The organism is Zoogloea sp. LCSB751, assembly GCF_002028455.1.
Classification (GTDB): domain Bacteria; phylum Pseudomonadota; class Gammaproteobacteria; order Burkholderiales; family Rhodocyclaceae; genus Zoogloea.
Map to the genome: position 1 here is coordinate 1 of NZ_MWUM01000001.1, position 25,325 is coordinate 25,325.

Annotated in this window: 23 protein-coding genes; 1 reads left to right on the top strand and 22 read right to left on the bottom strand. The window is 70.1% G+C overall.

Annotation, left to right across the window (positions count from 1 at the left end; translation table 11 throughout):
- Positions 1-218: 218 nt before the first annotated feature.
- Positions 219-1,328, top strand: a complete 1,110-nt coding sequence (wecB, locus tag B4920_RS00005; protein ID WP_079432557.1) for a non-hydrolyzing UDP-N-acetylglucosamine 2-epimerase — start codon at positions 219-221, stop codon at positions 1,326-1,328.
- A gap of 50 nt (positions 1,329-1,378) precedes the next feature.
- On the opposite strand, the gene B4920_RS00010 is transcribed toward wecB, so the two are convergent.
- The 22 genes from B4920_RS00010 to B4920_RS00100 form a co-directional block, all read right to left on the bottom strand.
- A complete protein-coding gene (locus B4920_RS00010; protein ID WP_079432558.1) occupies positions 1,379-2,152 on the bottom strand; it encodes a hypothetical protein in 774 nt (257 codons plus the stop codon).
- Between the two features lie 10 nt (positions 2,153-2,162).
- Positions 2,163-3,443 carry a hypothetical protein gene (locus tag B4920_RS00015; protein WP_139379385.1) on the bottom strand — a complete coding sequence of 427 codons (1,281 nt, stop codon included), beginning with the start codon at positions 3,441-3,443 and terminating at the stop codon, positions 2,163-2,165.
- 25 nt (positions 3,444-3,468) lie between these two features.
- On the bottom strand, positions 3,469-3,684 hold the full coding sequence (locus B4920_RS00020) for a hypothetical protein (protein WP_079432560.1): 216 nt from the start codon (positions 3,682-3,684) through the stop codon (positions 3,469-3,471).
- 33 nt (positions 3,685-3,717) lie between these two features.
- Positions 3,718-5,115 (bottom strand): hypothetical protein, encoded by a 1,398-nt coding sequence (locus B4920_RS00025; RefSeq protein ID WP_079432561.1) that lies wholly within the window; start codon positions 5,113-5,115, stop codon positions 3,718-3,720.
- 11 nt (positions 5,116-5,126) lie between these two features.
- Entirely contained in the window at positions 5,127-6,518 is a 1,392-nt protein-coding gene (locus B4920_RS28580; protein ID WP_139379386.1) for a tail fiber domain-containing protein, read from the bottom strand.
- Complete coding sequence (locus tag B4920_RS28585) at positions 6,518-6,994, bottom strand: hypothetical protein (RefSeq protein WP_139379387.1); 477 nt, start codon at positions 6,992-6,994, stop codon at positions 6,518-6,520. Before B4920_RS28585 ends, B4920_RS28580 begins: the two co-directional genes overlap by 1 nt.
- A 23-nt stretch (positions 6,995-7,017) precedes the next feature.
- Positions 7,018-8,892: a hypothetical protein gene (locus B4920_RS28590; RefSeq protein ID WP_139379388.1), complete on the bottom strand. Its 1,875-nt coding sequence runs from the start codon at positions 8,890-8,892 to the stop codon at positions 7,018-7,020.
- Positions 8,885-10,405 carry a baseplate J/gp47 family protein gene (locus B4920_RS00035; protein WP_161493210.1) on the bottom strand — a complete coding sequence of 507 codons (1,521 nt, stop codon included), beginning with the start codon at positions 10,403-10,405 and terminating at the stop codon, positions 8,885-8,887. Before B4920_RS00035 ends, B4920_RS28590 begins: the two co-directional genes overlap by 8 nt.
- Positions 10,395-10,814 carry a DUF2634 domain-containing protein gene (locus B4920_RS00040; RefSeq protein WP_079432563.1) on the bottom strand — a complete coding sequence of 140 codons (420 nt, stop codon included), beginning with the start codon at positions 10,812-10,814 and terminating at the stop codon, positions 10,395-10,397. Before B4920_RS00040 ends, B4920_RS00035 begins: the two co-directional genes overlap by 11 nt.
- A gap of 14 nt (positions 10,815-10,828) precedes the next feature.
- On the bottom strand, positions 10,829-11,476 hold the full coding sequence (locus B4920_RS00045; protein WP_079432564.1) for a hypothetical protein: 648 nt from the start codon (positions 11,474-11,476) through the stop codon (positions 10,829-10,831).
- Positions 11,477-11,493: 17 nt separating this feature from the next.
- On the bottom strand, positions 11,494-12,132 hold the full coding sequence (locus B4920_RS00050; RefSeq protein WP_079432565.1) for a phage baseplate assembly protein V: 639 nt from the start codon (positions 12,130-12,132) through the stop codon (positions 11,494-11,496).
- A gap of 25 nt (positions 12,133-12,157) precedes the next feature.
- Positions 12,158-13,222, bottom strand: a complete 1,065-nt coding sequence (locus B4920_RS00055) for a peptidoglycan-binding domain-containing protein (protein WP_139379389.1) — start codon at positions 13,220-13,222, stop codon at positions 12,158-12,160.
- Positions 13,223-13,227: 5 nt separating this feature from the next.
- Positions 13,228-13,782: a hypothetical protein gene (locus B4920_RS28595; RefSeq protein WP_139379390.1), complete on the bottom strand. Its 555-nt coding sequence runs from the start codon at positions 13,780-13,782 to the stop codon at positions 13,228-13,230.
- Positions 13,779-14,660, bottom strand: coding sequence for a DNA circularization N-terminal domain-containing protein (locus B4920_RS00060; protein WP_079432567.1), 882 nt, complete (start codon positions 14,658-14,660; stop codon positions 13,779-13,781). The genes B4920_RS28595 and B4920_RS00060 overlap by 4 nt, the downstream gene beginning before the upstream one ends.
- A 2-nt stretch (positions 14,661-14,662) precedes the next feature.
- Positions 14,663-15,703: a hypothetical protein gene (locus tag B4920_RS00065; RefSeq protein ID WP_079432568.1), complete on the bottom strand. Its 1,041-nt coding sequence runs from the start codon at positions 15,701-15,703 to the stop codon at positions 14,663-14,665.
- Positions 15,700-15,939 carry a hypothetical protein gene (locus tag B4920_RS00070; RefSeq protein WP_079432569.1) on the bottom strand — a complete coding sequence of 80 codons (240 nt, stop codon included), beginning with the start codon at positions 15,937-15,939 and terminating at the stop codon, positions 15,700-15,702. Before B4920_RS00070 ends, B4920_RS00065 begins: the two co-directional genes overlap by 4 nt.
- Before the next feature lie 965 nt (positions 15,940-16,904).
- A complete protein-coding gene (locus B4920_RS00075; protein ID WP_079432570.1) occupies positions 16,905-17,744 on the bottom strand; it encodes a hypothetical protein in 840 nt (279 codons plus the stop codon).
- 4 nt (positions 17,745-17,748) lie between these two features.
- Entirely contained in the window at positions 17,749-18,141 is a 393-nt protein-coding gene (locus B4920_RS00080) for a hypothetical protein (protein WP_079432571.1), read from the bottom strand.
- Positions 18,142-18,202: 61 nt separating this feature from the next.
- A complete protein-coding gene (locus B4920_RS00085) occupies positions 18,203-19,633 on the bottom strand; it encodes a phage tail sheath subtilisin-like domain-containing protein (protein WP_079432572.1) in 1,431 nt (476 codons plus the stop codon).
- Between the two features lie 132 nt (positions 19,634-19,765).
- The gene (locus B4920_RS00090) at positions 19,766-22,996 is read right to left on the bottom strand and encodes a WD40 repeat domain-containing protein (protein WP_079432573.1); all 3,231 of its coding nucleotides are present in this window, start codon (positions 22,994-22,996) and stop codon (positions 19,766-19,768) included.
- Positions 22,993-24,483: a TIR domain-containing protein gene (locus tag B4920_RS00095; protein WP_161493211.1), complete on the bottom strand. Its 1,491-nt coding sequence runs from the start codon at positions 24,481-24,483 to the stop codon at positions 22,993-22,995. The genes B4920_RS00090 and B4920_RS00095 overlap by 4 nt, the downstream gene beginning before the upstream one ends.
- On the bottom strand, positions 24,480-25,325 hold the full coding sequence (locus tag B4920_RS00100; protein ID WP_161493212.1) for a formyltransferase family protein: 846 nt from the start codon (positions 25,323-25,325) through the stop codon (positions 24,480-24,482). The genes B4920_RS00095 and B4920_RS00100 overlap by 4 nt, the downstream gene beginning before the upstream one ends.

Here is a 25,325-nt window from a genome sequence, read left to right on the forward strand (position 1 = left end):
GTCGCGTGGCCGCTGCACGAGCTGGACGGCCCGCCGCTGCTGTCGGCCAAGGATCAGGCCGGCAAGGCGCTGGCGGAATGCGAGACCTTCGACTGAGACTCGCCGCCGCCTTGGCGCATCGGGCGGACCCGCTGTCCGCCTGACAACTATTTCTTTGTTAGCCCCGCCGGGCGCGGGCGATAATGTGCCCTTGTCATCTTATGTCCGTGGAGTCCCGTATGTCCCGTTCGCTGATCTACCTCGTCGCCGGCGCGCGTCCCAACTTCATGAAGATCGCGCCGATCGTGCGGGCCCTGCAGGCCCGGGCTGACCGCTTCGAGTTCAAGATCGTCCACACCGGTCAGCACTACGACCGGGAGATGAGCGACGTGTTCTTCGACGAGCTGGGGATTCCCAAGCCCGACTATCACCTGGAAGCCGGCGGCGGCAGCCATGCCACCCAGACCGCCAAGATCATGGTGGCCTTCGAGGAGATCTGCCAGCAGGCGCGTCCCGATTGCGTGCTGGTGGTCGGCGACGTCAATTCCACGCTGGCCTGCTCCATCGACGCCAAGAAGCTCGACATCCCGGTGGCTCACGTGGAGGCCGGCCTGCGCAGCGGCGACATGCGCATGCCGGAGGAGATCAACCGCCTCGTCACCGACAGCATTTCCGACTGGTTCTTCTGTACCGAGCCGGCGGGTGTCGACAACCTGTTGAGGGAAGGCAAGGACCCGGCGGCAGTCTTCCATGTCGGCCATGTGATGGTGGACAACCTGCTGTTCCAGCGCGATAAGCTCGATGCGTCCGACAAGAGCGGCCTCGAAACCCAGGCGCTGAAGGCCCAGTACCCCCGCTATGGCGTGGTGACCCTGCACCGCCCGTCCAACGTGGATGACGAGGCCAACCTGCGCGGCATCGCCGGTGCGCTGAAGCAGATCGCCGTCGATCTGCCGCTGATCTTTCCGGTACATCCGCGGACCCGTGGCAACCTGGAAAAGTTCGGTCTCGACCTGGGGCCCAACGTGGTGCTCACCAAGCCCCAGTCCTACATGGAGTTCCTCAACCTGTGGAAGGACGCGGCGCTGATCATGACCGACAGCGGCGGCCTGCAGGAGGAAACCACCGCGCTGGGCGTGCCCTGCCTGACCCTGCGCGAGAACACAGAGCGCCCGGTGACCATCGATGAAGGCAGCAACGTGCTGGTCGGTACGGATCCGGTGCGCATCCTGGAAGAAGCGGCCAGGGTGCTGGCCGGCCACGGCAAGCAGGGGCGCCGTCCGCTGCTGTGGGACGGCAAGGCCGCCGAGCGCATCGTCGCTGAGCTCGATCGCCTGCTGCTGTCCTGAGCACCGTTCCATGGCGGCTCCGCACCGGGGGCCGCTGCCTGTACCCGCCCTCAGCCTGATTTCGAGGGCGTGTGCAGCTGGATCGCCACCTCGGCGATCCGTCCTTCTTCTTCCGGCGCACCCAGCGCCAGTTCCAGTTCCAGTTCCCCGCGCAGTCTGCAGCGGGCCACGCCCAGCAACCAGCCCGGCGCGGCCGGGTCGAAGCGGCGCTCGATGGCCGCCAGGCCGAGGCGGGGGCGGGTCAGGCGCAAGCCGAAGCTCGGCGGCACGCCCGTCAGGTCGATCACGTTGAGCGCTTCGAAGGTGGCCAGCACCGCCTGCAGACCTTTCGCCAGCAGGGTATCGATGACTTCTGCGTCCTTCGCCCACACCTGCAGCTCCAGATCGATGCGTCCTTCGCTGCGCTCCCGGTAACCGGCACTGCGTGTGCCGCGGGTGCGGGCGATGAGCTTGCCCGGCGGGGCGCGGAAGAAGCGCAGCGTGCGGCCGTCCAGCAGGTAGGCGTCGCCGGCGGCCAGGATCCGGCCCGGCGGGCTCTGTACCTCCATCAGTTCGCCGATGGCCTCGGCCGGCAGCGGGAAATCCAGCGGGTGCGCGGCATGGCTCGTCAGCGTTCCCTGCCAGCCCAGGCTGGCCGGGTCGCGGGTCGGCAGCGATCCGTCGTCGTCCGGTGCGCTGCGGGCCCGGCGCAGCCGGGTGGCGTGGATGGCGACGCGGCTGTCGCCCTGGGCAGGGGCGACGGCCGGGCCACCCTGCAGGTCCTGGGCGGCGCCCAAGGCTTCCCGCAACGCGGGCAGAAGAAGGTTTTCCAAGGCTCCCAGCATCGGATCGTCCTCAGGCGGCGGGGGTGTCGAGCACCCCGACCCGCAGTTGCAGCCAGGGGGAATCGCCCGGCGCCTCGAGCGGCAGCCAGGGGCCGCCTGCGCTCTGATGACGGCTGTCCGTCACCCGCGGCGGGCGGTCGGGATCGGCGTACCACAGCACTGCGCCTTCGCTCATCCGGCACACCAGCCACCACGTCCGGCCGGCGAGGGGCTGCGGCGTGGGGAGGCGCGCAGTCAGCCAGACAGGGGCGGCCGCCGCCGGTTCGGTCGTGACCAGCTCAAAATCCATGCTCAGCAAGGCCGTGTCCTGGGGGTGGGCGCCGTTTGCCAGGTGGATGCTCAATTGCCCCCGGTTGCGTGGGCCGAGGGCGCGCAGGCGGAGGGCAACGCTGGACAGTTCTCCGCTATCCACGGGGGCCAGCACGACGGCCGCGGTATGGCGCCCATCGCACAGACGGGCCAGGCCCGTGCTGGCCGCCCCCTCGGGCAGCCAGGCCAGCTCTCCGGGGCGCGGCGCATCCGGCGGGCCGACCGGCGGACCGGGCGGTGTCGGTGGCGGCGGCAGGGCTTCAAGTTCGGCTTCGAAATCGGACACGATGAATGCCTGCTGGCCGGCGCAACGGATTCGCAGCGGCAGGCTGGAGGCCTGAGGGTGGTCGTTGCGGTAGCGGTTGAGGGCCCGGACCAGGCCGCTCACTTCGGTAGGGGTGAGCGGCAGGGGGCCGTCGGGTGTGAAGAAGGGGGCTTCGTCGGCAATGGCCGCTGTCAGGCCGCAGGGCTGCTGGCTCAGGTGGATGCTGAACTGCTTGATCGCCAGTGGGCCGGGGACGAGGACGCCGGTGGCGGTGTCGCCGACTTTGCCTTCAACCAGCATCTCGGCATTCAGGCGGCTGGCGCTCTGGGGTGGAAAGCGCTGCTGGCTGCCGGTGGGCAGGGTGTCGAGGGGCATGACCGGCAACCAGCTGCCGCGGTTGAACAGCCGTGCCCGCAGGCCATTCCGGGGTGGGGGGCCATCGGCGACGACGGTGAGGCCGACGATGGCCCGCTCCTCGCCCCAGTCCGCCGTGGCCCAGCGCAAGGTGACGGTGGCGTTGCCATCCGGTGTCTTGTCGCCGGCGTCGCTCTGCAAGGCGGGCTGAACGGTCTGGACACTGCCGTCGGCCGCGGCCAGCCGCAGGCGTGCACTGGTCAGGCGGCGGCCGGGAGGCACGCCGACAGACAGCTCGATACCGTTGGCGGCCGTGAATTGCCGTCCCTTGGCCGGCTGGCCGTCGGGGCCGAGGAGCGTCACCGATGCGTCCATCGACGGCCGGCGTTCAGTTGGCGACCAGGCGTGGGCCGCTGGCATCGCTGCCCGGATCGGCGGCGACTTCGGCGGCAAGTACTTCTTCCAGCACCTGGATGGCGCCGCTGATGCGCAGCAGGGTGCTGCGCAGTTCGTCCTGCTTCTTCTGCAGGTCGCTCAAGACCTGCGTGCCGGCCTCGTATTCGTCACGGAGTTCGTGCAGGCGGGCTTCGAGATGGTTTTTCATGATGGTCTGCGGTGGTGAGTTGGCAGTAGTAAGTCAGCGGAGGAAGACGAAGATGTCGATGAGGCCCTGTTCGCCGTCGAAGGCGTCGAGGGCCTTGCCGATGGTGGTGCCGACGGGGGCCGCGTCGGCGCGCATGGCGTGGCCGGGCAGGCTGGCGCTGGTCAGCAGGTCGCCGCGACGGATCGGTCCGTTCTCGCCGCTGACCTTGCAGGGCACTCGGCCGGACAGGGCGACCGGGTATTCGCCGGGGCGCGGAATGCGGCGGGCCGGGTCGGCTCCCAGTAGCAGGCCGGGCTGCGACGACACTACGCCGAGGACCAGCGGGTCCTGGCCGCGGCGGCAGCGCAGCATGCCGCTGCCATCCGGATCGAGGCTGACCACGTCGCCGGCCTCCAGTTCTTCGGCGGTATCGAAGTTCTCGGCGAGGTCGCGGTTGCCGGTCTGCACGTTGTTGCGCGCCCAGATGGTGGCCTCGGCCTCGATGTCGTAGGTGTGGATGCCGCCGCCCCAGCCCGGCGTCTTGGGGGTCGGCGAGAAGCCGTGGGTGCCCAGGTTGCCGGCGATGAACACGTTGTCCCAGATCTTCACGACCCGCCCGAGCGGCCCGCCGGTGGACCGGCCGAGGATCATCAGTGCGTTGTAGTCGCCGCCGTCGTTCTCGAGTGCAGCGTAGCCGACATTGTTGCCGAAGCCGGTGTGGCGGTGCTTGGTTTCGGTGAAGTAGAGGTCGGAGCCGCCGGCGTGGATGGCGCCCCGAACGTCCAGGCGGGCGGCCGGCGCGCCGGTGCCGATCCCGACGCTGGCCTCGGTGATGGCGCACACCTTGCTGCCGAGGGTGGCGATGTTGCGCAGGTTGTTGCCATCGGCCTCGACGCGCAGAAAGCGGAATTCCTGTCCGTCGGCGTCCGGGTTCATGTGCAGGTTGACGCCGGCCTTGGCCGTGTCGATGCGCTTCCAGGCGCCGTCGTAGTAGGCGTTGGAGCCCAGGTTGGACCACGCTTCGCTGCGCCCGCCGGCATCGATGGCAGTCAGGTTGCCCAGTTGCAGGCGGCTGCTCGGCGGGCGCTCGCTGCCTATCGTCAGGCGATCGCTGATGGACAGGCTGCCCTTGATGGCGCCACCGCTGCGGCCGAGCGTGTTGCCGATGCTGGTGAGGATGTCGTTGATCTGGGTTGCCAGGTCGTGGGTGCTCAGCTTGAGGCTGCCGCGCACTTCCAGAGTCTGGACGGTGACGCTGGCGGCCGGGTCGATGCGGCTGCCGTCGATGGCCTTTTCGCGGATGCCTTCCCGCGGGATGGGGGCGCCGTTGCCGGTGCCATGATCGTGCTCGGCCAGGGCCTCGCGGGCGAGTACCTGGGCTTCGTTCCAGTCGTCGGCGCGGATGATGTCGCCGGCGCTGCGCTTGACGTAAGGATCGGGGCGTTCGGCCATGGGGGACTCCGTCAGTGGCGCTGCGGCAGGGCGTTGCGCAGGGCCTCGATCATGGCCTGCTGTTCCTTGACGGCCTGCACCAGCAGGGCCACCACCGCCGAGGTGTCGATACCCTTCCAGCCCTCGGGACCTTCGCTGACCGCCTGAGGTAGAACCGCTTCGACGTCCTGGGCGAGCAGGCCGAGCACCTCCCGCGAGGTGTCGCTCTTCCAGTTGAAACTGACGCCGCGCAGCTGGCTCAGTCGCGGCAGGGCCTCAGCGATCTCGTGGATGTTGCATTTCAGGCGTTGGTCAGACTGCTGGTACTGGCCCTGCATGGTCCACATCTTGGATGCTGCGAAACCACCCCAGTAGGCATTGTTGGCCACGTTCTTGAGTCGCAGCCAGTCGTCGTTGGCCTCATGGTCGCCGGTGCCGGACAGGCGCCACTTGTCGCCGAGGCGCAGCACGTCGGTCGTGAACACGCCATTGATGGTGTCGAAGTGCATGCGGATGCCGCGGGTGCTGTCGCGGACGTACAGGTTGTCGTCCACGTTGAGGTACACCTGCCCCTGCCAGCGGTAGAAGGTGCCGTCGTTATTCATGTGCTGGGCCACCTGATTGCTGACGTCGAGGCCGCAGGAGAAGGTGTTGCCATTGACGTCCAGCCGGTCCCACACGGAGACGCGGCGGCCGAGGCCGGCGCTGCTGTTGCCGACCAGCATCAGGGTCTTGTTGACCACGGTGTCGTTGCAGATCTCGGCGCCGTTCGTCGTGCTGTCGTACTTGCCGGTCCAGGATGACGACAAGCGCAGCGGATTGTTTGCCGGAAAGAAGTCCACGACCGGTGTCTCGGAGCCGTCGCCAGCCTTCGCCGAGTGCACCTGCAGGCGCAGCGCGCCGGCAGACACCAGGCTGACGGGGTGGGCGCTCCTGGTGCCGACGATCATGCCGGGCTCGGCGCCGAAAAAGCCGCCGGTGTGGCTCATCAGCCGGCTGTCGATGTCGCCGGCGCGGACCGACAGCTTGGCGTGCTGGGCGCCGACCACGTCAGCGACGCGGTTCCAGCCTTCGGCGTTTTCGGGGCTGTCGGTGCCGATGCCGAGGTCGCCGGCGGTGGTCAGGCGGGCGCCGGAGAAGCTGGCCAGGGCAGCACGGATGTCGGCGAGCTGGCTGGTGCCGGTCACCTTCAGAGGGCCGCTGACGGTGAGCTCCTTCAGGTTGAGTCTGATGTCCGGATCGATCTTGCTGGCGTCGATGGCCTTGTCCTGGATGCCGTCGCGGGGAATCTGGCGGGCAGCGTTGCCGGTGTGGTCGTGGGCGCGCAGTTCGGTGCGGGCCCGCACCTGCATCTCGTTCCAGTCGGCGGCGAGCATGATGTCGCCGGGATCCTTGCGGAGATAGGGGTCGGGTGTGTCGGCCATCAGAAGATCACCTCCCAGGTCAGCGTCATTTCGAGGTTGCCTGCCCGGTTGATGAGCGGGAAGGTCACGCGGTTGTAGAGCACCGGCTCGGCCCCTGGCAGGCTGATCAGGATGCCGGCTTCCTGCAGGGCCTGCGGGTCGGCGCTGCCGGAGGCCGGCAGCGTGGCGGTGACCCGGGCGGTGATGCGCGGCTGCCCGTCGTGGTCGGCCGGCGCGATGCTCGGGATGCTGGCCGGGGCGGAGTCGAGCGGGTCGCCGAGGGCGGTGTCGTCGAGGCTCACTTCGCCGCCCTGGCCGCCGACGGCGATGCGCAGTTCGGGCCCCTGGGCGGCGCCGGCAAACAGGCGGGCGAGCAGATTGCGGCCGGCGTTGGTGATCAGGTTGTCCACCCGGCGCCGCTCTACGACGCGGCCGCTGGCGTCGCGCAGTTCGATCGAGAGGCGGCCGGCGAGGCCGTGGCATTCCTTCATGGGCATCTTCTTCAACTCCTCGGGGCGATTTATCCCGCGTGGCTCCAGTCCAGGCGGGTAGTGTCGAATACCACCCGCATCGAAAAGCGTCCTTCGCCGGGCTCGTGCCGCTCCTGTGAGCCCAGGTCCAGGCCGGTGTGTAGTCCGCCGTCGGCGGGGGCGGCGTCTTCGGTCCATTGCTGGCCGGTGGTGATGGCAGCCAGCGCATCGCCGGGCTGCACGGCTTCGCGGCGGGGCGGCTCAGGAAAATCCACCATCGCCCGCACGCCGGCGGCGGTGGCGCGGGTGACGTCGCTGCGCAGCAGCTTGAGGACGCCGCGGGCTGCGGCTGCGGCGACCCAGTCCGTCTTGGGAATCCGCAGGCGGTAGCTGGCCGGTGGCCGCGACATCCAGTCGAGGCGAAGGGACAGGCGCGGCGCGTTGGCGGTGGTCTCCTCGCTGATGCTGCCGGTGTCGGTCTTGCTGAAGGATTCGAACAGGACGGACGCGTAGCGGGAATCGCTGTGGCTGATGGAACCGTCGAGCAGCGCGAAGCTGGTGCCGCCCACATCGTCGTGCCCGGCGAAGCGCGAGGTATGGACGGTGGTGCTGGCGTCGGCGAATTCGGCGTCGGGCTGGGCGAAGGTCAGCAGCATCCACTGGTTGCTGCCGTGCTGCAGCCGGGGGGTGAGCACCCGCTGGTCGAGCACGCCGCAACGCATGGCGCCGAGGGCCGACTGGGGATCGTCGAAGCGGTTGCCCCACAGGTAGAAGATGGAATTGCTGACGTCTTTTTCGGAGCCGTCCGGCCCGATCAGCAGTGCCTGCCCGGCCGGGTGGGCGCTCAGCCAGGCGTGGTGGCCGGGGGCGTCGAAGCCGTCGAAGGGGGCGGCCTCGGCGGGCGTGACGGCAGGAAAGAGCACCAGGGTTTCGTCCGGTTTGACGGTGCCTGCGTAGAGGGTGATCTCGCCGCTGTCGACGCTGCGGATGGCCGGGTAGGCGGCTGGTTGCCCGGTGATCTTGAGGCTCACCACCGGACGGTCCGGGTGCAGGCTCGTATTGTCGATGGCAAACGGACGGCGCAGGCGCGGCGCGCTTTCCGTGTGGCTGGCCGGCAGGCTGGGGTTCTCGGTGAGCCAGGCTTCGACGACGGCTCTGGCCTGGTTGGGGCAAGGGGTTCGAGCTTTGCCGTCGCAAGCACTGCAGCGCTTGCGGGTGCCCGGCGGCATGCCGAAGGCCAGGGTGCTGTCCTGCCGGCGTTGCAGGCGTGGGCAGGGCTCGGCACCCAGGTCGGCGATCGCCAGGGACAGCAGCGCCCGTGGGGTGGCCAGGCCGCCGGTGCGCACGCGGGCGGTGACCAGCAGGCGCTGGCGGTAGGTCTCGCCCGGCTCGGGATCGAGCACCGCCTGGAAGCGTGCCAGGTCTTCCGGCGCTGCGGGGGTGCTGGCGATGACGCTCAGGCTGTGATCGTCGCCGCCCAGGGTGAAGCTCAGGCCTGGGAAGAGGGCGCCGAGGGCTTCTGCCGGGTCGAGAGGCGGACGTCCGTTGCGCGTGCGCCGCCAGCCTTCGCCGATGAGCTCGGTCAGGGCCTCGTCCAGCGGTGCGCTATGGTCGAAGCGGATGTCCAGCCGGTCGGGGGCGGGCCTGTCGTAGCCGGCATGGTTGAGACGGGGAGGCAGGCGGCCGACCTGCAGTAGTTGACCGAGTTGCTCCACCGCGCTGGTGTCGTCCGCATCGCGCCGCTGGGCACTGGCCAGGCCGACCCAGCGGTCGTACTGGACGCGGGTCAGGGCATCGTCGAGGTGGGCCAGGCTGGCGGCCAGACCGCCGATGACGGCGCCCACCGCACTGTTGCCGGGCTGCGCCGCGTAGATGCGCGGCAGCAACTGCTGCAGGCGTTCGCGGCGCCGGCGCGGGTCAGACATCGCCCGTCTCCGCGCGCAGGGTGATGGTCCGCGGCATGGGCTGTTCCCGTGCGGCCACATGGGCTCGTCCGCTGGCGTCGTCGAGTTCTTCGGCGAGTCCGTCGCGTTCGTGGATGACGGTGATGCGCAGGCGCGCGATGGCGCTCTCGCCGGTAACCGCGGCGACCGCGTCGTGCAGGGCGGCGTAGGCGATCTCGGCTGGCGCATCTTCACCCGCCTGATGGGCGGCCTTGTCGAAGGTGTCCTTGAGGGCGTTGGTGACGCGCGCCTGCAGTCCGTTGACCGGCGTGCCGGCAACGAGGGTCAGGTTTGCATCCACCCATAGATTGAGCTTGGGCGGCTCGATGCTCAGGCGCAGCGGCAGCGCTTCGGGGTACAGGCCGATGCGTTCTCCGGGGCTGGCCAGCACGTCGCCATTGCCGAGCAGGGCGCGGTAGGCCACCGACTGGAGACCATTGCCGTCTTGCCACACGAAGGGTTCCAGCAGCGGGCGCTGGCCGGTCCGGCCGCAGCCGACCACCGCGTCGTGGCCGAGCAGCAGGGAGCGGACCTTGGCTTCGCGCACCGCCTCGCCAACCTTCAGCCTGCTGAAGTAGTCGGTGAGGGTGGTGACGAGCCGCTTCTCGATGTCCTTCTGTTCTTTTTCGGGAAGTTCGGCGTTGAGGGTCAGCGTTGCCGTGATCTGCACGAACACCGGGGTGGCTGGCCCACAGCGCAGCACGATGCCGGCCGGGCGCACGTCTTCCAGGCGGTTGCGCACCTCTTCGAGCAGATCGGCGGGAATGTCTTTGTCGCCGAGGATCACTTCCACCTCGCCGGGGCGGCCACCGGGATTTTCCATGACCTGCACTTCCTGGATGCCCAGGCTGCGGGCGGCCTGCTCCAGTGCCGAGACGGTGCCGGTGTTGGAGGATTGCACCAGCCGGCGGGCGCGGGCCCGCAGCTCCTCGTCGGTTTCTTCCCGCTGGCGGAGGACCAGATCGCCGGGATTGCCGACCGTGTCGATGCCGGCGATCGGCCGCGGCAGCGTGGCGAGGGTGTTGGCTTTGACTGTGTTGCCGCCGGGCTCGACCGCGCGGACACCGACCATCAGCTGGCGTTCGCCTTTGCCGAGCACCGCGTTGGCGGTGGTTGCAAAGAGGGGCACGTCGCGTCCGGCGACCAGGGTGCCGAGGGGGATATGGATGTCCTCCGGGGCCGGCTGGCCGCGGCCGAATAGGGCCGTGCCCTCCAGGTGGCCGCCGCACTGACGTTCGATGCCGAGCAGGGCGACGACGTTGTCGAGGGCCGGTCCGGCGGCGCTCTCCAGGTAGGCGTTGCGGTACACCGCGTCGAGCTGTTCGTAGCAGACCGCGAGCTCGCGGGCGAAGGCCTCGGCGAGGGTGCGCACCACGCTGCCTTCGTTGGCGTCGGTGAGGGCCACGCGGCCGCCCATGCCCGAGCCGATGTCGGCCAGCAGGGCGTCCACCACGCCGGCGAAGTCCTTCTTGATGAAGACCCGGTCAAGCGGCATCGATGCGTACCTCCACGCCGGCTTCCTGGCCGCCGATGGCACGCACCCGGGCGACCACGTCGACGCCATCGCGGCGGGCGTCATGGGGGGTGACGGCGACCTGCAGCACTTCCTCGACGCGCGGGTCGCGCAGCAGTTCCTGGCGCACGTAGCGGCGCAGCAGTTCGAGGTTGGGGCGGTCGAGGGGCTCGCCGATCAGGTCGCGGATGCGGCTGCCGTAGCGCGGGTGGGCGAGGCCGGCCAGCTCGCCGCGATCTACCAGCAGGCGCAGGGTCAGGGCCTGGACCAGGTTCTCGAGGCCGCTGACGGTTTCCAGGTCCTGCAGGCCGAGGGCCAGGTCGACGCCGGCTTCTCCACGGGAGAAGACCAGGCGCAGATCGGTGCCGAACAGGTCGGGGGCGGTCGCCATCGTCGTGGCCTCCTTTACATCAGTCGCCCGGGGCCGGCGCTGGTGCCGGGCGGGCAGGGAATCCCGGGCGAGACCAGGACCTGGGACGCGAACAGGGTGAGGGCCAGGTCCACGCTCTGGGCGAGGGCCTGGGCCAGCTTGGGGGCGTCTTCGCCGCGCAGGCCGTTCTGGCTGAGCAGGCCGTTGGCGAAGCCTTCCAGCGGGGACTGCAGCGGCACCGGCTGGAGCATGCCTGGCGCGGCGCTGACGAAACCGGCCACGGCGATGCCGGGCATCGCCATGCTCTGGGTGCAGAAAAGGTTGATGGCCTGGGCGACGGTGCCGGCGATGGTCTTGGCCAGTCCGTCCGCGTCCTCGCCACGCAGTCCTTGCCCTTGGCATTGGGCGCTGGCCAGTCCTTCCAGCTGAGATGCGCCGGGTCCGCCGGCCGGCGGTGGCATCAGCTTGCCCGGGCCGGCGGTGGCGCCGCTGCCGGTGATCGGGTCGGCCGCCACCGGGATGCCGGGCATCACCATGGCCTGGGCCAGGAACATCGTCAGCGCCTGGCCGGTGGTGTTGGCGATGGCGGTGGCGAGGCCGGGGATGTCTTCCCCCAGCAGGCCGGCGGCCTTGAGGAAGCCGTTGGCCGGGGATTCGATCTGGGCGGGCGTCGGGGCAGGCATGGTCGGGTCTCCTCGCTTCAGCCCTTGGCCTTGACAGTGCCGGAGGGCACCAGGGCCTTGCCGGTGTAGTAGCACTTGTGGGATTGCTCGGTGATCACGCCGGCGCCGTTCTTGCCCAGGTCCACGTTGCCGGATGCGTCGAGGGTGAAGTCGGTACATTTGATGGTGACCTTGCCCTTCACCTCGATGACCAGGTCGGCTTCGCCCTCCACTTCGATGTTGCCGTCCTTCTTCACCGTCACGACGGTCTTGCCGGCCGTGACGATGCAGGATTCGTCGGCATCGATCGCGAAGCTGCTGACGCCGTCGGCGGTGGCGAAGGCGTGCCATTCCTTCTCTTTGTGCAGCGGTGGATTGATCTTCTCGGAATACAGACGGCCGATGACGACGGCCCGGTTCGGGTCGCCGCCGACGTAGCTGAGCAGCACCAGGTCGCCGACCTGCGGCGGGCTGACCATGCCGACGTGGGGCGTGGCGATGGGGACCTTGCGCAGTTCGAGGCCGCCTTCGCGCAGCTGGACCGTGCATTCGTGGTTGTTGCCGTCGTCCTCCCCCGTGTGGGGGAAGACGCTGGTCACCACCGCCAGCTCGCCGAGGCGCAGGCTGCGCAGCTCGTCGCGGACCACCGCACGGATGATGTCGATCGGATCGCTCATGGCCGGATGTGCAGCGTTTGCCGGATCAGGCCGGGGCCTTCAGCGGATCGAAGCCTTTGGGCAGCGCATCGGCCTTGAAGCGCTTGGCCCGCTTGAGGTTCTTCGCGTCGTAGTCCAGGTGCAGCAGGCGGTTGAGGGTCGCATTGTCGAGTTTGCCTGTGACTGGCAGTTCGTTGAGCTGCTGGAAGCTGCGCAGGCGGCCGGCAAATTCGGGGCTGAAGAGCTTGCGGTCGGCTACGTTGGGCGTGGTGTAGCCGAGGGCCTCGAGGATCGCGTTGGCGTCCTGCACGTCACTGCCACTCTTGTCGGTGGAGAAGTCGAGCTCCCACACGGTTTCCACGTCGGGGGCCTCGCCGAACTTGCCGAGCGACTTGAGCGGCAGCTTGTCGGCGCTGGCTTCCCACAGGCGGCGGGCGCCGAGGCGGTTGATGTCGAGGGAGGACACGCTGGCGCCCTTGCCGAAATTCTGCAGCTTGAAGTTCTGGTCGAAGCCGAACTGCAGCAGGCGCAGCGTGCCGGTGTGGGCGAGGACCACGTGGCTCTCGGTGGCGGCGCCGAGCTTGACTTCGTCGAGCGGGGCCTGCTCGATGCCGAGCAGCTTGTAGAGGGAGGCGCCGATGACCTTCAGGTCGTCCGGCTCGGGCACCTTGTCGGCGATCTGGACGATCTTGTCGATGATGTTGGCCACGTCGGGGATCGGCGAGTCGGGGCTCGGGTCCTGGCCGACGGCCAGTTCGAGGGAGTTGATGAACTCCTTGCTGGTGGCGGTCTTGATGAATTCGGCGGAGACCTCGACGAGGGCCTTGGCGGCGTCGCCCTGGATCAGCAGGTCGTTGGCGTCGAGGGTGAAGCGCTGCAGGTAGGCCACCGCCAGCGTGAGCACGTCGAGGGCTTTCATGACGCCCTTGGCGATGGTGTCGTCGCGGAATTCGCGTACGCGCACGATGCGCACCCAGCGTGGGGCCTGCTCCTGGCGTTTGCTGTTCTCGAGGGCGACGCGTACCCCGTCGAGCAGGATGGCGACGGCGCGGAAGGGGTTGTCGGCGCGGCCGTCGGAGGCGGGCGCGGGAACGGGCGTGTTGTCGGGCATGGTGCTTATCCTCCAGAAAGAGCGGCGCCGGGTGTGGCGCTGGCGGGGGTGGTCGGGGGAGCAGGCGTCTTGAGGGCCTTGAGGGACTCGGAAAGATGGTCGAGGGCGGTGATCAGTCCGCGCCATTCCGCGGGGGCGAGCAGGGACACCGCGCCTTCGGCGATGTCCACGCCCATGTCGAGCACGCCGGATACCTGGCGTATCGGCCCCGATACCTGCCGCGCGGCGCCGGAGGCGTCGCCCAGGCCGATGCCGAGGCGGGCCAGCCAGTCGCCGGAGGCGTCGGCCGCGTCGCCGATTCCGCCGACAAAGGTCGGCACGCAACCGAGCAGGGCGGCCAGGGCGTCGGCGTCGAGGGCGGTGCGGCGCAGTGGTACGGCACCCGCGCGGATCTCGCCGAGCACCCGGCCGAGCGCGTCGACGCCCTGGACCAGTTGCGGTTGGGCGCCGAGATCGCGGGCGATGTTGGGAATCTCCCGGGCGGTCTTGGTCTCCAGCAGGGCGGCCAGCGCATGAACCAGGGCGGCGAGGTCGCGCACGATGTCGGCCGCGCTGCTCATTTCAGCCCACCCTTGACGATGCGGTCGAGCTCGGGCGGCAGCTTGAGGTCCTTGATGTCGCCGGCCAGGCGGCCAGCGGCGTCGAGGACCTTCTTGAGCTGGGTGAGGAATTCGAGGCCGCCGGAGAAGGCCTTCATCAGCGAACTGAATTTGGACGGGTCGAGCTGCTTCAGGAAGGCTGCGCCTTCCTGGACGTATTTGGACAGCATCGGTCCGAGGGCTCCGGCCTTGCCCAGCGCATCGAAGAAGCCGCTGGCCTTGCTCGGGTCGGCGGCGGCCAGGGTGTCGAGCACGCCGTTGAGCTGGCCCGCGTCCAGGCTGTCGAGTTTGCTGGCGACGGCATCGCCGAGGGCGTCCATGTCGAGGTTGTCGAGCAGGGCCGGCTGGGCGGCCAGGGCCGCCGACAGGGAGGCCGGGTCCTGCAGTACGCTGGCCGCCGCCAGGCTGCCGTCGCTCCACGCCGCGGCATCCGTGGCAACACCGCTGTTTACGTCGGCGAGGGCGGCGTCCCCGGCCTGGGGCGCTTCGATGTGCTCGCGCAGGCGCAGGCTGAAGCGGAAGCGGTCCCGGTAGCCGGCCACCTGGCGGACCTTGAAGTCCTCGATGACGACCTCGGTGAGGTCGGTGCCGACCACCAGGTCGGCGGCAAAGGACTGGGGTTCGGCCTTGGCATGGGCCTGGCGCAGGGTCTCGAGGGACGACAGGGCCTCTTCGCCGAGGAGCAGGCCGTCGATGAGGATGGTGACCGGCTCCCGCCCCAGGTCCTGGAACACGCTGCCCTGCTGTTCGGGTACCCGCTGTTCGACGAGGGTGCGCGCCTCCTCGGTGTGCAGGTCCTGCACGCCGGTGAGTTCGATCTTGCCGATGCGCACGCTCATGTTCAGAAACCCAGCCGGGTGATGGCACCGCGCTGGCGGTCCAGCAGGTGGCGGACGTGGCGGACGCGCAGCGTGCCGCCCTGGCCGAGCAGGCTGGCGGCGGCATGGTCGGCAGGCAGGCCGTCGATGGAAACGAGGTCGCCGGGCTGGACCTTGGGGGCGGCGAACACTTCCAGGCTACCGCTCAGCAGGCGGGCCGCCAGACTGGTGGCCCAGGCCTTGGCAACCGCTTCGACGGACTCGCCGGAGCGCAGTGCGCCTTCGCGCAGCCTGAAGGGGCGGGTGCCCAGCTTGCCGGCCTGGACCTGCCCGTCGCTGCCGACGGCAGCCTTGGCGCTGACGCCGGCCAGGTCGGTGCTGAGCCAGTGGGCCTTGTCGGCCCCCTTGGCGCTGGCGGCGCCTTCCCCCCACACCTCGATGCTGTCGAAGGCCGGGCTGTGCTTCTGGATCGCCAGCCGGATCACGGTCTCGCCGAACTTGAAACGATGATCGGCACCACCGGCCTTGGGCGCCGCGGAGTGGATCCTGCCGTTTCCGTCAGCGAACAGGTCGGCTCCGCACAAGAGGGCCAGCCGGCGCAGATGGCCGAGGGCCGTGGGGCCGCGGTGCAGGGCCCAGCCGGACAGGTCCGGCCCCTTGCTGATGGTGCCTGCCGTCGCGCCGACCTTGCCGATCAGGTCCTTGATGATGAAGTCGGCGGAGACGCTGTCGTAGGTGCCCTCCACTTCGTGGCGCCCGAGTTCGGCGATGGCGCCATGGGCGATGATGGCCTGGCCGGTGGCCCGGGCCTCGCTATCCGCGACCTTGCCGGTGAACACCGTCTGTGCACCGTCGCCTGCATCCAGCTTGACGCTGACCGGATCGCCGGCGGCCGGTGGTGCCACCGTGCTGTCCGCCAGTTCGACGGTGCATGCGGCGCCGGGGCCATCCATGTTCAGATCGACGCACAGCTGCAGCAGCTGGCGGTGGGACTCGCTGGCGCTGCTGCTGGCCAGTGCGCTGCCGATCTGCACCTGGTAGGCGTTCCGGCCGGTGGATTTCATACATCCAGTCCTTGGCGGCGTGCCGCGTCGCGAAGCAGGGCGACGAGGGCCGTTTCGAGCTCCTGGGCATCGCGGGGGGTCGAGCCGTCGCTGGCCAGTGCCACGCTGACATGGAAGTGGTTGTTGACGCGGGGGCCGGCTGACAAGGGGGCGGGCTGAGCGTCGTCGGCGTCGCGCAGGCTGGCATCGGTGAGCAGCCAGGCCTTGTCGAGCACGGGGCCCATGGCGTCGGCCACGCGCCCGACCGGAGCGCCGCGCGGAATCGACGGTGCGGGCTGAGAAAGCAGGGCCTTGGCCGGCGGTGGGCTGGCCGTCTGCGGCGCGCCGTCGATCGGCGGAGAGGGCGTGGAGAAGGCTTCGGCGACCTGCCTTCGCAGTCGCCAGTGCTTGGGTGCCGTGTCGGAGGGTGCCGGTGAAACTGCGGCCGTACCTGTGGCTGGAGCGGGCGGCGATTCAGCCGTGTCCTGCCATGCAGCAAGGTCCGGTGGCCTGGTGGCGGGGGCGGAGCCTGAACGTACGGGGCTTGCCGCAGCGCCTGTCGACGGAGCGGTATCCGCGGTGAAGCCGGGCTGCGGCGGGATGGTACGCAGCAGCGACGGCGCCTTGCCCGGTCGTTCCGTCCTGTCCGTGGCGTCCCCCGCGACAGTCGCCGGGGCGGGTATCGGTTCTCCCGACGACCACGCGTGTGGCGCCTCGCGAAGCGGGACTGTCGGATGTCCGGCCAGGCCGGAGACCGGGCGGAGGAAAGGGGGGGCGCGGAATGACGGCGCGGTGGGTGGCGATGCCGGCGCTGTCTGCGGTGGGGGGCTGCGCAGCGGAAGGGGGGCCACGCTGGCACGCGGTGAGCTGGAGGCGGGCGGGGGGGCTTCGTTGCCGGTCGGCCGGTGGAGGACTGTGTCGCCAGGCCCGGTTGCGCTCCGGGGGGACGGAGGCGGTGTTTGAGCGGCGGCTGGGAGGGCGACGGGGACGTCGATGGCAGGATGTGTTTGCTGCCTGGGGCGCTGCGTGTCGCGGGGTACATCGTAGGGCGGTGCCACGCCTGCGGAGGTTGAGGCGGGCATGCTGGAGACGGCGGAGACTCTGTTTCCTTCTTCGTCGTCCGGAGAGGCGTCTACTTCCAGGGCGAGATTCCGCCGCGCCTCTTCCAGGCTGCGGGCGAGGGGCTGGAGGATACGGGCGACGAGAAGCTCGGTGCCGGTCGTCACCGGGCCCTCCTTTCCTGCTCGTCGCCGTCGTCGTCGATGCGAATCACCGTGGCGTCGGGATGGTCGGCCAGGCTGCGCCGCCGGGGCGTCTGCTGGCTGGGCTGCAGCAGGTCGAGCATACGCAGCAGGCGGTCGACCTCGGCGGCGGGCGTTGCCCACACCTTGGCCGGCGTCCAGCCCAGCACCTGGCACAGCCGCAGGGTGCGGGCAGCGCATTGGCGGGCGGCCTCTCCGCCCTGCAGCAGGTGATCGGCCTCCTCGTCGATGACGTTGAGGGCCACGGTGGCATGGAGCAGCAGGGCCGTGGCGCGGGCGTCGAGATCGTCCAGTCCGCCTGGGGCGTCGAAGGTGGCGACGGTGGCATCGACCATGCGTTCCAGGTAACGCACCGGGTCGAACCAGCTGTCGTCGTCGCGATCGCCGGACAGGCTGGCGTCGAGGGCGGCGAGGCGCTGGTGCTCGGTCCATGGGCGCAGGCGCACGCGGGCCGGGTTGTCGTAGCTGCCCAGGTCGAGCCATTCACCTTCGGCCGGCGGCTGGGCCAGCGGGGCGTCGCCGCCGGCCGCCCACCACAGGGCGACGGGTGCGAGCTGGCGGCGGGCGGCGGTGTCCGCCTCCAGTCCGCTCAGCACGGCGTCGCACAGGGTCTGGCTGTCGAGGCGCAGGCCGGTGGCGGAGGGCGCGGTGCACCGGCGCAGGGTGTCCATGTGACGGCGATAGGTCCAGGGCGGGAGGGTGACGGCCAGCCTGTCGGTGGCGACACCGAGGGGACGGTGGAAGCCCGCGAAGTCGAGCCTGTAGGCCCTGCCGGCGAGGTTCAGCTCCAGCGGACCCAAGGGCTCATTCCTCGCGGACCCGCGTGGCGCTGAAGGTATAGGCGGTGACGACGGTGCCGCCGGCGCCGAGGCTGAAGGCCTTGTCCTCGATGTAGCAATCGTCGAAGGAGACTGTGCGCTTCGGCGAGTCGGCGGCGTCGTCTTTCTTGAGGTTGGCGACGAGCTGGAAGCGGGCCTGCTTGTCCAGGTGCCCGTCGAGCTTGAAGCTGGCCGAACGGACGGTGATCTCGCCTTGCACGGTGCGCAGGCCGAAGCTCACCGCAACGCGCTCGTCGCTGCCTACGGCGCGGATGTCCTCGCGTTCGGTGACAACGCGGTAGGCCAGGGACTGCAGGCCTTCAATGGCTTCGCCATCGACCAGCACGCTGGAGCGATTGGCGGAAAAAACGGTCGGCATGACGGGCTTCTCCGAAGGAACTGGGGGCTACGGGGAAAACAGTGGCTCGGGCAGTGTGGGCTCAGACCTGGACCAGGACCGTGGCGTAGATGTAGTCGATGGCCCGCACCGGACGGACGGCCAGGTCCACGCGGACGATGCCTTGGGCGAAGTCCTGCTGGCTGGAATAGACGTTGAGCTTGAAGGCCGGATCGGTGCCGTCGGTGGAGGGGACGATGGCGCCTTCCTTTTGCATCTGGACCAGGAACTCGACCAGCTTCTGCTTCAGGGCGCCGCGGCCTTCCTCGTTGTTGAGGCGGCCGATGAAGAGCTCGCCGATGGTCTTGACGCCACGTACCGCGTGGTCGGCGACCCGGCGCACGCTGATCTGGTCTCCGTCGGTGGTGAGCCCGCGGATGACGATGATGCCGCGCCCGCGCTGGGCGACGATGGGTACCACGTTCTTGCGCAGGAGCTCCTGCTGGGCTTCCACGCCCAGGGCCGGGGCGGGTTCGCCGAGGCCGGACAGGCGCTTGAAGGTGGGGGACTGGAAGTAGTCGAGGCTGCCGGTGGTGCCGGCCACCGCGCCGACGACGCCGGCCGGGGCAACCAGCACAAAGCGGTCGGAGACCAGTGTGCCGGTGAGCTTGTCGGCCGCGCTGGCGATCTCCGCTGGCGTGGCGCCGGGGACCTCGCCGAAACCGATGCGGCCCTGGCTGCGGGCGCTCATGCGGTCGCAATGGCTGATTACGTCAGCGTAGATGCGGCCAACCCGGGTGGCATCCCGGGTGTCCTGGACCGATACCAGCACCATGTCCACGTCGGCTTCGTTCTCGAGCTGGGCGAGGGCCTGGCGGTAGGCATCGGGGTCCGCGTCGCTGGCACCGGCCAGGGCGTAGGGGGCGGCACTGGCGTCCTTGCTGTCGGGGCTGTCCTTGGGAGGCTTGAGCTTGTCGCGGTCCTCGCCGATGCGGAGTAGCTGGGACTGGGCGGCCAGCACGTCGCGGGCATTGCGGATCTGGTCGGCCGGGTCGGCGGACAGGTTGCGGTGCACTTCCTTGTAATCGCTGCCGGCGTAGCGGGCGATGAGGTCGAAGACGGTGCGGGTCTCGTCCTCTCCGCTTTCGAGCTTCTTGCCGGTTGGGATCTGGCGGGACTGAATGCTGACCGAGATGGCGTTGCCCCACGGCCCCGGAGCGCGGGCGGCGAGGGTGAAGGCTGTGGCGTTGCCGGTGGCGGCCGGGACCTTGACGCTTGCCGTGCTGCTGCAGGCGACCGGGCAGACCACCAGTTCGAACACCCCGTTGCCGAGGGCCTGGGCCGCTTCTGGCAGGCTGAAGGCACTGGCTGCGCCGAAGCCGTCGATGAAGCTGCGCCAGCTTGCCGCCCGGCCGACCGCGGCGCTGGGGTTTTCGACGATGCCGACCAGCCCGAGCACGCCCGACGGGGCGAGCTGCGGGGCGAGGACTTCCTTGACGACCTTGACTTCGACGCCGGGGATGATCAGTGCCATGGGATGTCTCCTCCCGATCCTGTCTGTTGGAAAGCGGCGCCGATTATATAACGGTTTATTACTTTGTCATTATTTTTCGAAGCGTCGCGATTCGCAATCTGATTACTCAGGTTAGATGGTGTCTTGCTTATGTCAAGGACGAGGTGCGCGGGCGGGCGTGCAGGCGGGGAGGGATTGCCCGGCGTCCGGTGGTGTGATCCGGGCAATCAGCGCGCACGCCAGGCTGACCCACTCGGACGGCGTGCCGCTGGAGAGGGTGATGCCACCCTGCCAGTCCGCCGACGCGAGACCGACGCCGTTCGGCAGCCAGGCCAGCGCCAGGATGGGGCTGCCGTGGTGGAGCAGGGGGGCGTGCAGGGCTTGACCGGAGCCCGTGTCCCACAGGCGCAGCCGGCCCTGCCGGTCGAAGCCGGCCAGGGTTTGACCGTCCGGCGCGAGGGCCAGGCCGAGCAGCGTGCCGCCCGCGTTGCCGAGCGGTGTGGCGGGGGTGGCGTCGCCCTTCCAGCGCAGCAGCCCTTGCTGCTGGCTGGCCATGAGCAGCTGTCTGCCTGCGGGCAGCCAGGCCGCGCCGTACAGGGCGCCGGTGCCGGCCGTGGCCTGGGTGGCGAGCAGTTGCCCGTCGGTGCTGTCCCACAGCCGGGCCCGGCCGTCGTAGCCGACGCTGACGATGCGGCGTCCGTCCGGGGCAAAGGCCAGGTTGGCGATCGGGCCGCCGTGTTCCAGCGTCAGCTGCCGCGGTGTGGCGGCCGGCATGTTCCACAGGTGGAGGCGGCCGTCCCGCCCCCCGGCGGCGAGGCCCAGCCCGTCGGGGCTGAAGGCCACACGCTGCAGCGCCGGGCCTTCGTCCAGCAGGGCGCGCGGGGGCTGGTCGCCGCCGGCGTTCCACAGCAGCAGACGTCCATCCTGGCCGGCGCTGGCGAGGGTCTGGCCGTCGGGGCTGAAGGCCAGGCTGCCCACCAGCGCGGTGTGGCCCTCTCGGGGCGGGCCCAGCAGGGCACCGCTAGGCCCGTCGTGCCATTGCAGGCGGGCCTTGGCGTCGGCGCTGACGAGGTGGCGTCCGTCGGGGCTGAAGGCCAGGGCCCACACGGTTTCCCTGGTTGGTGTCAAAGGCCGGCTCAAGGGGCCGTGGCCGCTGGTGTCGTGACGGATCAGCAGATCGTCGTCGCCGCCGCTGAGAAAACTGCCGTCCGGCAGGAAGACGGCGGCCAGCGCGTTGCCCATGTGGCCTGGCCGCTCGATGGCGGCGCGGCCGGGCTGGGCAAGCTCATGGACGCGCACCTGCCGCTGTTCGCCCACCGCCACGAGGCGGCGCCCGTCCGGGCTGAAGGCCAGCTTGCGAACCCCGGCCTCGTAGCCGCCGAGCGGGTCGCCGAGCTGGACGAGGCGGGGGGCCTGCCACAGCAGTACGTGCCGGTCCGCACTGGCGGTGGCGAGGGTTCTGCCGTCCGGTGCGAAGGCCACATCGTGCAGCACGGCGGGGTGACTGGCGCGGGCAAGCGGTGCGCTGCTGCCGTCGAGACGCCACAGGAACAGGTTGCCGTCGTAGCCGACCGAGGCCAGGGATTCGCCGTCCGGGCTGAAGGCCAGGGCCTGCACGCCTTTCTGGCCGGCCTGCCACCAGTCGAGGGGCGACTGGGCGAGCGCGGCGAGCAGGCTGTCGCGGGCCTCGAACGTCGGTTCCCGGGCATAGCTGGCGGTAGCCAGTTGCAGGGCGCCGGCCAGGTTGCCGCTGGCCAGTTCGCTGGACGATTCGGCGGCCAGCTGGCGGGACAGCGCAATTTCACTGGCCTGCTCGGCCCTTTGCCACAGGAAGCCGGTGACGCCCGCCACCAGCGTGGCGGCGACGATGGCGACGACGGTGACGCGCCACACCCGCTGGTTGCGGCGTCGTTCGGCCTCGGCCTGCCTTTCGGCCGCGGTCCGTGCCTGTTCGGCGGCGGCGGCCTCGTCGCGGGCTCGACGGCTGGCGTCGAGGAAGGCCAGCGCGGGTTCGAGGGCGCGGCCGTATTGCTGGGCCCAGGCCGGGGTCGGTTGCGCGCGGGCCTGCCAGTCGAGGGCGAACTGCAGTTCTGGGTCGCGCCACAGGCTGGCTTCGCCGGCGGCGTGGAGTTCGGCGGCATCGGCCAGGCGACGCAGCATGCGGGCCGAGTCGGCCTCCCGTGCGCCCCAGTCGCGCAGGCGATCCCAGATGCGCATCAGGCTTTCGTGGGCCAGGTCCACAATGCTGGCGGCTTGCAGCGGGACGTCGGCAGGGGGCATCAGGAAGGCGGCGCCGGGTGCCCGGAATGGCGCCAGCGTGGCATCCAGCTCGGCGGCGTCGGCTCCGCTGATGGCGGCCAGATCGCCAAAGCGGGTCGGACGGCGGATGCCGCGGCTGTCGGTACTGGTGTCGGTCAGGGCGCGGAAGGCGCGGGCGCACAGGGCCTGCCGTGCCGCCGGCAGGCTGGCGTGGATCTCCTCGGCATGCTGGTTGAGGGCCTGGCCGAGGGTCCCGATGGCGTCGTAGTGGCGGCCGTCGATGGGGCTTGGCTCGCCGCTGGCCAGCCAGTGGGCCCAGCTGCGCGCCAGGGCATGCTGGAGCAGCGAGAGCTGGTCCGGGTCGTCGCCGACGTCGTTGACCAGGCGGGTCAGCAGGGTCGGGGCAATGTCGGCGCCGAAGACCCGGACCGGCCCGACGATGGCGGCCCGCCGCTCGTCGCGGCTCATCCGCGGGACCAGGTACTGGCCGCCGTTGATGGCCTCCGGCAGGCCGGCGAAACGCGCGCAGTCGCCGAGGAAATCGGAGCGCATCGTCATTACCACGTGGATCGGGGCGTCGGCGCAGCGGGCTTCGAGCAGCAAGTTGACGAAGGCGGTGGCCTGGTCTTCCTGTGGGGCGGCCAGGCTGCGGTAGCGGAACAGTTCCTCGAACTGGTCTACCACTACGAGCAGTTGCGTGCCGGCGGGCAGCCCGGCCTGCCGGCAGGCTTCGACGAGGCCGCGGCGGCTCATGGCGAGAGTGGCTTCGATGAGCTCCGCAGCGCTGAAGGGGCCCGGCGGGGCCGCCCGGTACAGGGCGCCGGGCTGGGCGAGGGCTTCGGCCAGCGCGCGCAGGGGCTGGCCGCCGGGCCGGCAGCTGGCCATCCGCCAGGCGCTGCCGGCGCTGGCCAGCAGGCCCCGGTGCAGGGCCGGGCGCAGGCCGCAATTGACGAGGGAGGACTTGCCGCAGCCGGAACTGCCGATGACGGCCAGGAAGCGCTGGCGGGCGAGGGTGTCCACCATGGCGTCCACCTGGGCTTCGCGGCCGAAGAACAGGTATTCCTCGTCCTCCCGGAAGGGACGGATGCCCGGGTAGGGGCAGGTCGGCGTGGCCGCGTTGCTCATGGCGCCGGCTCCAGGCCGAGGGCGGTGGCGAGGGGGGCCAGCGTTTGCGGGTCGAGGCCGCCCAGGCCGTCGAGGGTGTCCGCGTCGGCGAGGGCCTGCAGCACTTCCTTGTCGTCGCTGAGGGGCGGCGCGAGCAGGGTGAAGCGGGCACGCAGCGGGCGTTGGCGGTCCTGCCCCTGCAGTTTGCGCAGCTCGTTTTCCTGATGGTACTTCCAGGTCTCGTCGCCGGCCCCGTAGTAGAGGATCAGCGCGTCGCAGTCGAGCACGCGCTGCCGGTTGGCCTCGCGGACTTCGGCGGCGTCGCCGGCAAACAGCGGCAGCGTGACGTCGAGGCCGCGTCCGCGCAGCAGCTTGATGAGGGGGACGCTGTCCTTGCGGTCGCGGGCGTCGCACAGCAGGTGGACCCGTAGCGCGCCGGCGGTGCCGCTTTCGTCCGGCGTGTCGGGGGCCGCTTCGGGCTTCTTCAGCGCGGCGTGGATGGCTGCCTTGAGGGCTTCCAGGTCGCCATTCACCAGATCGGCGCCCAGTTGCAGGGCCGCATCCTGTTGTAGTGCGTCGATGAAGGTCTGCTGGGCAGGCTGCGTGGCGGTGGTGTCGGCCGGGAGCCAGATCACCCGGCGCAGGCCGGCCTGGCGGCTGCGTTCGGCAGCCAGCCGGTTCTGCAGCACGACGACCGATTCGCTGCTGTCGCCGTCCGGCACGCGCCCGTAGCCCGCGCCGATCAGGTGGACCGACAGCGCGCAGCGCTCCAGCAGCTCAGCGACCGCAGCCCGGTGGTCGTCCTCGTCGTCCGGCAGGCGCCGGTCGGGCAGCACGGTGTAGCCGCAACAGGCCAGTTCCGCCTCGATGCATTCGCGGGCGTCGCGGCGGTCGCGGCTGCATTCGGCGAGGAAGACCGCGGGCTTGCTGGTGTCCGTGGCATCGTTGGCGGCGGGCTGCTGCTGGAGTTGTTCGAGCTGGGCGGCCAGGTCCCAGGCGAGCTTGTTGGCCTTGCGCAGGAAGGCCTGGCGGGGCTGGTCGCCGTAGGCGGGGTCGAGCTCGCGGGGCGTGCGGTCCTCGTCGAACTCATAGAACTCGTAGCCGAGCAGCTGGCCGACCGCCTCGGGCAACGCGCCGCTGCCGTCGATCGGCAGCTTGAGCACCTTGATGACGCGGGCTTTGTTGCCGACCACCAGGCGGTGTTCGGTTTCGGCCCGCTGGCAGAAGTTGGTGATCTCGCGGGTGCACCATTCGGACTTCAGGTAGCGCGGTGTGAGTACCGACACGAACAGCGCGGTGCGCGCCAGCTGGTCGAGGATCTCGTCGGAGAACACGTCGTTGCCGCGCAGCTTGTCGTCCCGCCAGATGTCGGCGGGGGCGCCCAGGCGCTGGCTGAGGAGGGTCTGCAGGGTGCTGTGGAACAGGCTCACCCAGCCCAGCTGGTCGGCCGTCAGGGGCTGGTTGTCCAGGTGGGCGTAGCTGATGAAGACCTGTCGTTCGAAGCTCATCGGACGAAGGCCGGCGACAGGGGGATGGACTGGCCCGGCGGGACGAAGCGCTGCAGCCAGTCGGCGTAGGTGGTCGGGCACCACAACTGCAGGCCGAGGCTTTCGAGGTGGGCGAATTCGTCGGCGCTGGGCATCGAGCGGTAACGGCGCTGCCGGCGGTCCTGGGGATGGCCGGCGGGGCGGCGCCCGGCGGCGCATTCGTCGATGACGGCGCGCAGGGTCGGGATGGCCAGCGGATACAGCTCGCGGACCTGGCTGAGCAGGCAGCGCCGCGTCTCGATGGGGTGGCGGTGGACGCCCAGCAGCGGGCCGTCGTCAATGCCCGGGGTGATCCAGTGGACGCTGCAGGCGAAGGCGTCGGCACCATCCAGTACCGCGCGCAGCGGGGCGTGCAGGCCGGCATAGGCCGGCAGTTCGCCGGGATGGACGTTGAGCATGCCGAAGCGCGGGATGGCGATGGTGTCGGCGTCGAAGAGCAGGCTGAAGCGGGCGACGATGACCAGGTCCGGCTCGAGCGCGGCCATCCGCTCGCGGGCGGAGGAACTGTTCACGTCGCCGACCACCTGGATGGGGAGTCTGTAGCGCTCGGCCAGGCCGGCGAAGGTGGCTTCGGCGGGGTCCGGGCTCGGCGGCAGTGCATCGACCAGCGGGAAGACCAGTTCTTCCGGCAGGGTTCGCTCGAGGAAGCGCAGGGCGACCAGGCCCGGCACCGCATTTTCGGCTTCGCGGGTCTTGTCCGACAGCCAGACTTCCTGCACCCGGTGGCCGGCCAGGGCCGGCAGCAGGCGGTTGAGGAAATGCAGGCCGTGGAGATCCCGCTTCGAGCAGACCAGAATGCGCAT

Coding starts and splice junctions, on each gene's coding strand:
- wecB (WP_079432557.1), top strand. CDS start 219: ATGTCCCGTTCGCTGATCTACCTCGTCGCCGGCGCGCGTCCCAACTTC.
- B4920_RS00010 (WP_079432558.1), bottom strand. CDS start 2,152: ATGCTGGGAGCCTTGGAAAACCTTCTTCTGCCCGCGTTGCGGGAAGCC.
- B4920_RS00020 (WP_079432560.1), bottom strand. CDS start 3,684: ATGAAAAACCATCTCGAAGCCCGCCTGCACGAACTCCGTGACGAATAC.
- B4920_RS00025 (WP_079432561.1), bottom strand. CDS start 5,115: ATGGCCGAACGCCCCGATCCTTACGTCAAGCGCAGCGCCGGCGACATC.
- B4920_RS28580 (WP_139379386.1), bottom strand. CDS start 6,518: ATGGCCGACACACCCGACCCCTATCTCCGCAAGGATCCCGGCGACATC.
- B4920_RS28585 (WP_139379387.1), bottom strand. CDS start 6,994: ATGCCCATGAAGGAATGCCACGGCCTCGCCGGCCGCCTCTCGATCGAA.
- B4920_RS28590 (WP_139379388.1), bottom strand. CDS start 8,892: ATGTCTGACCCGCGCCGGCGCCGCGAACGCCTGCAGCAGTTGCTGCCG.
- B4920_RS00035 (WP_161493210.1), bottom strand. CDS start 10,405: ATGCCGCTTGACCGGGTCTTCATCAAGAAGGACTTCGCCGGCGTGGTG.
- B4920_RS00040 (WP_079432563.1), bottom strand. CDS start 10,814: ATGGCGACCGCCCCCGACCTGTTCGGCACCGATCTGCGCCTGGTCTTC.
- B4920_RS00045 (WP_079432564.1), bottom strand. CDS start 11,476: ATGCCTGCCCCGACGCCCGCCCAGATCGAATCCCCGGCCAACGGCTTC.
- B4920_RS00050 (WP_079432565.1), bottom strand. CDS start 12,132: ATGAGCGATCCGATCGACATCATCCGTGCGGTGGTCCGCGACGAGCTG.
- B4920_RS00055 (WP_139379389.1), bottom strand. CDS start 13,222: ATGCCCGACAACACGCCCGTTCCCGCGCCCGCCTCCGACGGCCGCGCC.
- B4920_RS28595 (WP_139379390.1), bottom strand. CDS start 13,782: ATGAGCAGCGCGGCCGACATCGTGCGCGACCTCGCCGCCCTGGTTCAT.
- B4920_RS00060 (WP_079432567.1), bottom strand. CDS start 14,660: ATGAGCGTGCGCATCGGCAAGATCGAACTCACCGGCGTGCAGGACCTG.
- B4920_RS00065 (WP_079432568.1), bottom strand. CDS start 15,703: ATGAAATCCACCGGCCGGAACGCCTACCAGGTGCAGATCGGCAGCGCA.
- B4920_RS00080 (WP_079432571.1), bottom strand. CDS start 18,141: ATGCCGACCGTTTTTTCCGCCAATCGCTCCAGCGTGCTGGTCGATGGC.
- B4920_RS00085 (WP_079432572.1), bottom strand. CDS start 19,633: ATGGCACTGATCATCCCCGGCGTCGAAGTCAAGGTCGTCAAGGAAGTC.
- B4920_RS00090 (WP_079432573.1), bottom strand. CDS start 22,996: ATGAGCAACGCGGCCACGCCGACCTGCCCCTACCCGGGCATCCGTCCC.
- B4920_RS00095 (WP_161493211.1), bottom strand. CDS start 24,483: ATGAGCTTCGAACGACAGGTCTTCATCAGCTACGCCCACCTGGACAAC.
- B4920_RS00100 (WP_161493212.1), bottom strand. CDS start 25,325: ATGCGCATTCTGGTCTGCTCGAAGCGGGATCTCCACGGCCTGCATTTC.